This is a genomic window from Mesorhizobium sp. M7A.F.Ca.US.006.04.2.1 (genome assembly GCF_004022915.1).
GTDB lineage: Bacteria > Pseudomonadota > Alphaproteobacteria > Rhizobiales > Rhizobiaceae > Mesorhizobium > Mesorhizobium ciceri.
Genome location: NZ_RZQA01001007.1, coordinates 1 through 2,026 on the forward strand (window position 1 = coordinate 1; position 2,026 = coordinate 2,026).

General features: G+C 63.9%; 2 protein-coding genes and 1 pseudogene. 1 reads left to right on the forward strand and 2 read right to left on the reverse strand.

From position 1 onward, the window contains the following. Together EN925_RS33445 and EN925_RS33450 are read right to left on the reverse strand one after the other, a co-directional pair. On the reverse strand, positions 1-442 hold a 442-nt coding region (locus EN925_RS33445), incomplete at its 3' end, for a prephenate dehydrogenase/arogenate dehydrogenase family protein (protein WP_128337252.1). A gap of 25 nt (positions 443-467) precedes the next feature. Next, a complete protein-coding gene (locus tag EN925_RS33450) occupies positions 468-1,634 on the reverse strand; it encodes an isobutyryl-CoA dehydrogenase (RefSeq protein WP_128337253.1) in 1,167 nt (388 codons plus the stop codon). Between the two features lie 144 nt (positions 1,635-1,778). On the opposite strand from EN925_RS33450, the pseudogene EN925_RS33455 reads away from it, so the two are divergent. Next, positions 1,779-2,026, forward strand: a pseudogene (locus EN925_RS33455) (transcriptional regulator); the annotation flags it as partial.

Genomic DNA, 2,026 nt, shown 5'->3' on the forward strand with positions numbered 1-2,026 from the left:
GGATCGGCTCGGCGGCAGCGAAGGCATCATCGGAGCCTCCCGCCATGAAGGTCAGCGTGCCGGCTGCGGCACCCCCGGTGCCGCCCGAGACCGGTGCATCGATCGACGACAGCCCGTGCTTCCTGGCGACGGCATGGGCTTTGCGGGCTGACTCGACGTCGATGGTCGAGGAATCGATAAAGAGTGCGCCTTGCCTGGCCTTGGGCGCGATGTCTTCGTAGACGGAGAGGACATGCTTGCCTGCAGGCAGCATGGTGATCACCACGTCGGCATCCTTCACCGCGGCCAAGGCATTCGCCATAATCGTCACGCCATGTTCCTTGGCGACGGTGAGGTTTTCCGGAACGAGGTCGAAACCGTTCACCGCATGCCCGGCCTTGACCAGATTGGCGGCCATTGGATTGCCCATATTGCCGAGGCCGATGAAGGCGATCGTCGTCATTGTCTGTCTCCCAGAGTTGCTGGCTTCAACGGCCAATCAGCGCGCGAGCGATGATGACGCGCATGATCTCGTTGGTGCCTTCGAGGATCTGGTGCACGCGCAGGTCCCGCACCAGTTTCTCGATGCCGTAGTCGTGCAGGTAGCCGTAGCCGCCGAGCAGCTGCAGTGCGTCATTGGCGACATTAAAGCCGGTGTCGGTGACGAAGCGCTTGGCCATCGCCGACCATTTGCCGGCATCCGGCGCCTTGCGGTCGAGCTTCGAGGCGGCGGCATAAAGGAAGATACGCGCCGCCTGCAGCTCGGTCTCCATGTCGGCCAGCCTGAATTGCAGCGCCTGGAATTGATTGATCTTCGAGCCGAAAGCCTTGCGCTCGGCGGTGTAGGACAGCGCCTTGTCGAACGCCGACTGCGCGCCGCCCAGCGAACAGGCGGCGATGTTCAGCCGGCCGCCGTCGAGCCCGGCCATGGCGATGCCGAAGCCAGCGCCTTCGTCGGACAGAAGGTTCTCCGCCGGCACCTTGCAATCCTCGAAGATGACCTGGCGGGTCGACTGCATGTGCCATCCCATCTTGTACTCGTTTGCCCCAAAGGAGAGGCCCGGCGCATCTCTGGGCACGACGATGGTGGAAATGCCTTTCGGCCCGTCCGCGCCGGTGCGCACCATGACGGCATAGACATCGCTGTCGCCGGCGCCGGAGATGAACTGTTTGGTGCCGTTGAGCACATAGTCGCCGCCGCTCTTCACCGCACGGGTCTTGAGCGCCGCGGCGTCGGAGCCGGAGCCTGGCTCGGTCAGGCAGTAGCTGGCCAGCCATTCCATCGAAGTGAGCTTGGGCAGGAAGCGCTGGCGCTGTTCGTCATTGCCGAAACGGTCGATCATCGAGGCCACCATGTTGTGGATCGAGATGAAGGACGAAAAGGCCGGATCGGCGTGCGACAGCGCCTCAAAGATCAGCACGGCGTCGAGCCGGCCAAGTGCCGAGCCACCGACATCGTCCCTGATATAGATGCCGCCGAGCCCGAGCGGGCCGGTCTCGCGGATCACGTCGGCCGGGAAATGCTTGATGCGGTCCCAATCGAGCGCATTCGGTGCGACACGGTCGGCGGCGAAGGCCTGCGCCATCTCCTGGATGGCGCGCTGCTCCTCGTTGAGTTCGAATTGGCTGGTGCTCGCATCGACCGCGGCGTCCATGGCGTGCTCCCTGTGTGCTGGCCAGCTAGCTCGCTGGCCTGTTGTTTTTGGCTTTGCGCGCGCACCAATCTAGACCAATGATGCCGCCGCGCAACCCGATCCCCTGCGGAGCGGCTGTGCATCAATGCATGTCCGGAGCAAGATGTGACGACAAAATTCGATGAACTGCTGGGCCGGTTCCACGCATACCTTGCGACCGTGGATCATGTCCTGATGCGCGATGCCGTGGCCCGGATCGGCTGGGACATGCCGGCCCGCACGCTAGAGCCGCGTCCGCTTGCCTGCCTGCGCCATCTCGATCGCGCCGCCGAACTGGCGCCTCCGGATGCCAAGCCGCTGGTGCAACTGCTTGCCGGACGTCGGAATGATTTCCGCTGGGGGCAGACTTATGG